General features: G+C 75.8%; 4 protein-coding genes. 3 read left to right on the forward strand and 1 reads right to left on the reverse strand.

Annotation, left to right across the window (positions count from 1 at the left end; translation table 11 throughout):
- Positions 1-2,223, forward strand: a 2,223-nt coding sequence (locus tag AB4039_RS40905) for an ATP-binding protein (RefSeq protein ID WP_442273179.1), incomplete at its 5' end; no start/stop codon positions are given.
- Positions 2,224-2,431: 208 nt separating this feature from the next.
- Here AB4039_RS40905 and AB4039_RS40910 read toward each other — a convergent pair.
- Complete coding sequence (locus AB4039_RS40910; RefSeq protein ID WP_266843411.1) at positions 2,432-2,614, reverse strand: hypothetical protein; 183 nt, start codon at positions 2,612-2,614, stop codon at positions 2,432-2,434.
- A gap of 287 nt (positions 2,615-2,901) precedes the next feature.
- On the opposite strand from AB4039_RS40910, the gene AB4039_RS40915 reads away from it, so the two are divergent.
- Positions 2,902-4,296, forward strand: a complete 1,395-nt coding sequence (locus AB4039_RS40915; RefSeq protein WP_442273180.1) for a helix-turn-helix domain-containing protein — start codon at positions 2,902-2,904, stop codon at positions 4,294-4,296.
- 382 nt (positions 4,297-4,678) lie between these two features.
- On the forward strand, positions 4,679-6,384 hold a 1,706-nt coding region (locus AB4039_RS40920; RefSeq protein ID WP_442273181.1), incomplete at its 3' end, for a condensation domain-containing protein.

The raw sequence follows: 6,384 nt of genomic DNA on the forward strand, positions 1-6,384 counted from the left end.
GGCTCCGGGGGCGGCGGCCCCGCGGGGCACCCCGTCGCTGCCGCGGCCGCGACCGTGGCCCCGTACCGCGAGGAGACGCCCCGCCAACTCCCCGCGGACACGTCGGACTTCGTGGGCGACGAGGAGCGGATCCGCCGGGTCGAGCAGGCCCTCCTCGGCGACGGAGATTGCGGCGGCGGCCGGCGCGCCGTCGGCGTGGCCGTGATCGTCGGCAAGCCCGGCACCGGAAAGTCCACGCTGGCCACTCACATCGCGCACCGGCTCAGCGAAACCGCCTTCCCCGACGGCCAGTTGTACTGCGACCTGCGCGGCACCGGCACCCCCGCCACCTCCGGCGAGGTGCTGGGCCGGTTCCTGCGCGCACTCGGCATTCCGGGCCCGGTGCTCCCCGAGTCCCAGGACGAACGGGCCGAGATGTACCGCACGCTCCTCGCCTCCCGCCGCGTGCTGGTGGTGCTGGACGACGCCGCGTCGGAGAGCCAGATCCGGCCGCTGCTGCCCGGCAGCAACACCTGCGCGGTGCTGGTCACCAGCCGGGTCCGGCTCACCGGCCTGCCCGGGGCGCACCGGGTCGAGCTGGACGTGATGGGTACCGACCACGCCGTGGAACTGCTGGTCCGGGTGATCGGCCCGGACCGCGTCGCACGCGAGCCGGTGGCGGTCGAGGCGCTGATCCGGACCGTGGGCGGGCTGCCGCTCGCGCTGCGGATCGTCGCGGCCCGGCTGGCCGCCCGTCCGCACTGGACGCTGGCGTCGATGGTGCACCGGCTCGCGAACGAACGGCACCGCCTCGACGAGCTGACGCACGGCGAGATGACGATGCGGGCCAGCCTCTCCCTCACCCACGACGGGCTGGCCGCCGAGGACCGCCGGCTGCTGCGCCTGCTGAGCCTGGCCCAGGGGCAGACGCTGCCGGGCTGGCTGGCCGGCGCGCTGCTGGACGATCCGCGGCCCTTCGCCTCGGACCTGCTGGAGCCGCTGGTCGACGTACAGATGCTGGACGTGGTCGGGATGGAGTCCACGGGCGGGTTCCGCTACCGCTTCCACGAGATCATCCGGGTGTTCGCGCGGGAGCAGCTGGCGGCGCACCACGAGGCGGCCGACCGGCACGCGGCGACGGCCCGGATGCTGGGGGGCTGGATGTCCCTGGCGGAGCAGGCCCACCGGCGCATCTACGGAGGGGACTTCACGGTGCTGCACGGCTCCGCGCCGCGCTGGGAACCCCCGGCGGAATGCGTGGACGAGCTGCTGGTGGATCCGCTGGGCTGGCTGGACAGCGAGCACGCGAACCTGGTGCAGGCGGTGGAGCACGCGGCCCGGGAGCAGATGGACGAGCTGTGCTGGGACCTGGCGACGACCCTGGCCACCCTGTTCGAGGGGCGCGGCTACCTCGACGACTGGGAACGTACGCACCGGCTCGCGCTGGAGTCGGTGCGTTCGGCGGGCAACACCCGGGGCACGGCGGCCCTGTTGAGCTCGCTCGGGGTGCTCTACCTGGGCCGCAGCCAGAGCGAGGAGTCCCGGTCGGCGCTGACGACGGCGCTCGGGCTGTTCCAGGAGCTGGAGGACCGGCAGGGGCAGGCGCTGTGCCACCGGGACCTGGCGCTGCTGGAGCGGATGCGGGGCAACGAGGACCACGCCCTCTCGCTGTACGACCGGGCGCTGCGGGAATTCGACCAGGCGGGGGACGTGGTGGGCCGGGCCATCGTGCTGACGCAGAGCGCGCACATCTGGATGCGGCGGGGGCAGAGTTCGGCGGCCCAGACCCGGCTGGACGAGGCGCTCGGGATCTACCGGTCGGTGGGGTACACGGGCGGGCAGGCCCGGACCCTGCGCCGGGCGGGGCAGTTGCTCCAGGGGCAGGGGGAGCACGAGCGGGCGGTGACCACGTACACGGAGGTCCTGGAGCTGTGCCGGGAGAGCGGTGACGTGATCGGCGAGGGGCACCTGCTGCGGGACCTGGGGCACGCGCACGCCGAGATGGGGCGGTGCGAGGCGGCCCGCGGGTTCTACGCGCAGGCCCTGTCGGTACGGGAGCAGATCATGGACCACGGCGGAGCGGCGCTGGTGCGCCTGGACCTGGCGCGGCTGCTGACCGCGAGCGGCGGCGCCGGAGAGCGTTCGCGGTCCCGGGAGTTGCTGGAGAGCGCGGTACGGGCGTTCCGCGACCGGGGGATGGAGCGGGAGCTGGCCGAGGCCGAAAGGCTGCTGGCCGCTCCGTGAGGGGCCGGAGGGCACCGGGGCGCCGGCGGCGCCGACGAGGCCTGCGGAGCTGACGGGGTCTACGGGGCTGACGGGGCCTGCGGAGCTGGCGAGGCCTGCGGGGCTGACGGGGTCTACGGGGCTGACAGGGATAACGGGGCTGTGAAGGCTGGCGGGCCTGAGACGGCTGGTGAGCCGGAGCCGCCGCCCCGGCCCCGCGGGGTCCGGGTCAGTCCCACGGGTTGGTGTCGGTGGAGCCGCTCGGGGCGGGGGTGGCCTGCGGGGCGGGGACGCCGGCGGTGGTACCGGTGACGGCCGGACCGTCGGCCTGGGCGACCTGGGTGCCGAGTGCGGCGGCGCCGGCGATGGCGGCGGTGACGAGGGCGGCGCGCAGGGCGTGGGAGAGGTTCATCTCGGGTCCTTTCGTCGGTGCGCTCCGGGTTTCCGGGGCGCTTCCTGCTTTCTGGACCCCAACTTAGGAACGGCGGGAATCCCGGCACCGGCCCCGCCCCTATCCCCGCGCTATCACGGGCCGCCATGGCGGGCCTATATTCCCGCTCGCGGTGATAGCGGCGTCCGCGACGGGCACGGATCGGCCGGTGATGCCCCCGGGATAGCGCGCTGCCGACGATGGGGACCAGGAACCGGGCCGTCACCCCAGGCCCCGTCGTTCCCCCACACCTCACCGGGAGCGCCTCTATGAACGCCCATGTGAACACGGACTCGACCTCCCGGGTGGGAGCCTTGATACGGGCCCACCGGCTGCGCATCGGGCTCACCCAGCGGGAGCTGGCGGACCTTTCGACGATCAGCGTGCGGGCCATCCGCGATCTGGAGCAGGGCAAGGCGAGACGACCCCGCCCCGACACGGTGCGGCTGATGGCGGACGCGCTGCGGCTGGGCCCGCGGGCCCGGGCGGCGCTGGAGGCCGCCGCCCAGCGGGGCCGGCCCGGCGGGCAGGGCTGGGGGCGGCCCCCGGCTCCGCCGACCGCGCTGCACGCGATGTCGGGGCGGGACGCGGAGACGGCCGTCCTGGAGCGGGAGCTTTCCGTGGGCGGCGAGCGGCTGGTGAACGTGGTGGGGCTCGGCGGGGTGGGCAAGACGCGGGTCGCGCTGGAGGTCGCCGAGCGGTTGCACGCGGCGGGCGTGCCGGTGCTGTGGCACGCCTTCCCGGGGGCGTCGGCGGACTATCTGGGGTGCGGGGAGCCCGAGCCGGCGGCCCGGGTGGCGGCTACGGTGGCCGACCTCTACGGATCGCCTCCGGCGGATCCGGCGTACGACGGGGCGGGCGCGGCCGACGCCACCGCCACCGGCACCGGCACCGGGGCCTTCGGCGAGGGGCCGGGGGGCGGGTTGTTCGAACTGCTGGGTGAGCAGCGGGTGTTGCTCGTGCTCGACGGGGCCCCGGCGGCCGCTCCCCGGTTCGACCGGCTCACCGCGCTGCTGCGGGCCTGCCCCGGTCTGCGCGTGCTGGTCACCTCGGAGCAGCCGTGGGAGGTGCCGGGGGAACGGATCTTCCTGCTGTCCCCGCTGGAGGTCCCGGCCGAGGGCGCGGCGCCGGACGCCGCTGCCGCCGCCCCCGCCGTACGCGTGTTCCTCGACCACGTCCGGCGCGTAAGGCCCGAGTTCACCGCCGGTCCGGCCGATCTGGCCCGCGCGGCCCGGCTGTGCCGCCGCCTCGACGGGCATCCGGGAGCGCTCGCCGCCGCCGCGTCCTGGCTGGTGGTCTGCGATCTCGCCACCCTGTGCCACAGCCTCGACGCCGACCCGGTCGCCCTGCTGGACCACCTCGGCGGGGGCGCGGGAGCCGACCGGTTCCGGGCCGCCCTGCACCGCCGTACGGACGGGCTCTCCGCCGGGGCCCGGGAGCTGCTGGACGCCCTCTGCGGCGGGGAGGCGCAGGACGCGGAAGGGGAGTTCGGGCTGACGGACGTGGCGGCCCTGACGGGGCGCGGCCTGCCGGAGTCCGGCCGGATGCTGCGAGAACTGCTGCTCAGCGGGACCGTGCGGGCCGCGCACGAGAGCGGCGGCTCCCGCTTCCGGGTGCTGGGCCTGGTGCGAGCCGCCGCCCCCCGGACCCCGCAGCGGGCCTGACGGGGCGGGTCCGGCCGGGGTACGCGTACACAGGGGCCCGCCGAGGGTCGCGGCATCGGACGCGGCATCGGACGCCGGCCGCGTCTCCGGGGCCGCGCGGCGTCCGGCCCGGTGGGTGTCCGGCGGCGCCGAGCCGGGGTACGCCCGCCGCCGGCCTTCCCCCCGACCAGGAGCCAGGGGCCAGGGGCCAGGGGCACCCGCCCGGACGCCAACTGCTCCCGGAGTGCCGGAGCAACTGCCGCCGCGGTCCTCGGCCCGCGGGTTGTATGACGTACGGCCGGACGGCGCCCCGGAGCGACCGCGGCCACCGGCGCAGCCGTACGCCCGGATCACGATCCGCACCCCCCGCCCCACCCCACCGCACCCTTCGAGGAGCCTCCGCATGTCTTCGACCGCGTCCGAACGGAGCAGCGCGCACGGGCCCGCCGCTGTGCGGCTGCCCCTCTCGGCGGCGCAGCGCGACATCTGGACGGCCCACGCCCTGGACGCCACCGGCAGCCGCTACAACATCGGCGAGTACCGCGAACTCGTGGGCCCGCTGGACGCGGACCTGCTGGCCCGTGCGTGGTACCAGCTGGCCCGCGAGGCCGACGTGCTGCGCGTCCGGGGCACCGGCTCCGACGAGGACGGCGGCCTGTGGCAGCTGCTCCACCCCGACCCGGGCGAGCGGCGGCTGCGCGTCGTGGACCTGGACGCGGAGCCGGATCCGGTGGAGGCCGGCCGGGCGTGGATGGCGGCGGAGCTGGCACGGCCGTTCGACCTGGCGGACGGCTGGCTGACCCGGCACGTGCTCCTGAGGGCGGGCCGGACGGACGGCGGCGAACAGCGCTGGTTCTACTTCCACGCCTTCCACCACCTGGTCGTCGACGGCATGGGCGTCGCCCTCCTCGACCAGCGGCTGGTCGAGCTGTACGAGCGGGGGTCCGCCGGGGAGCCCTGGGGTCCGAGTCCCTTCGGTTCGCTGGAGGAACTGCTGGCCGAGGACGGCGCCTACCGGGCCTCGGCCGAGGGGGCCGCGGACCGCGCCCACTGGGCGGGGCACCTGGCGGGGCTGCCGCAGACCCCGCGCCTGGGCGAGGGCCGGACCGGCCCCACGGCGCCGGGCGCACTGCCCTTCGTACGGCGCACCGTGGTGCTGCCGGCGGGGCGGACGGAGCGGCTGCGTGAGGTGGCGCGGGCGCACCGGACGCCGTGGACGATGCTGGTGATCGCCCTGGTCGCGGCGTACGTGCACCGGGTGAGCGGAAGTCCGGAGCTGGTGCTCGGGCTGCCGGTGACGGGCCGGCGCACCGACCTGGCCCGCCGTACGCCGGGGATGATGTCGAACGTGGTGCCGCTGCGGGTGGCGGTGCCGGCGGACGGGACGACGGGCGAGCTGCTGGCGGCGGTGGTCGCGGAGGCGCGCCGGGGGCTGAAGCACCAGCGCACCCGCTACGAGGACATGTGCCGCGATCTGGGGCTGGGCGAGGCGGAACGGCGGATCACCGCCCCCCTGGTCAACATCATGGCGTTCACCCCGGGCATGCGCTTCTGCGGGCTGCCGACCCTCCAGCACAACCTGGGCAACGGGCCCGTGGAGGACCTGGCGGTCGGCGTGTACGACCTGGGGCCGCAGGACGGGCTGCGGATCGACTTCGACGCATCGCCCGAGGTGTGCGACGTCGCCGCGGTGGCGGCGCATCAGGACCGCTTCGTGCGGTTCGTGGAGTCGGTCCTGTCGCAGGACGAACAGCCGTTGTCGCGGATCGAGTTGCTGGGCGCGCTGGAGCGGCGACAGGTGCTGGAGGAGTGGACGGGCATCCGCGCCGACACCGGGGAGGCCACCCTCGTCGAACGGTTCGAGGAACAGGTCCGGCTGCGTCCCACGGCCCGCGCCCTCGTCTTCGGCGACCGGGAGCTCTCGTACGCCGAACTCGACTCCCGCTCCAACCGTCTGGCCCACCACCTCGCCGCCCGGGGCCTGGGCCGCGGCGACCTCGCCGGCATCCTCCTCGACCGCGGACCCGACTTCGCCGTCGCCCTCCTCGCCGTCCTCAAGACCGGCGCCGGATACGCCCTCCTGGACCCCGAGTTCCCCGACGAACGCCT

It is taken from the genome of Streptomyces sp. M-16 (genome assembly GCF_052114405.1).
GTDB lineage: Bacteria > Actinomycetota > Actinomycetes > Streptomycetales > Streptomycetaceae > Streptomyces.

Excerpts from the sequence above, each read along its gene's own strand:
- AB4039_RS40910 (WP_266843411.1), bottom strand. The coding sequence starts at position 2,614 with ATGAACCTCTCCCACGCCCTGCGCGCCGCCCTCGTCACCGCCGCCATC.
- AB4039_RS40915 (WP_442273180.1), top strand. The coding sequence starts at position 2,902 with ATGAACGCCCATGTGAACACGGACTCGACCTCCCGGGTGGGAGCCTTG.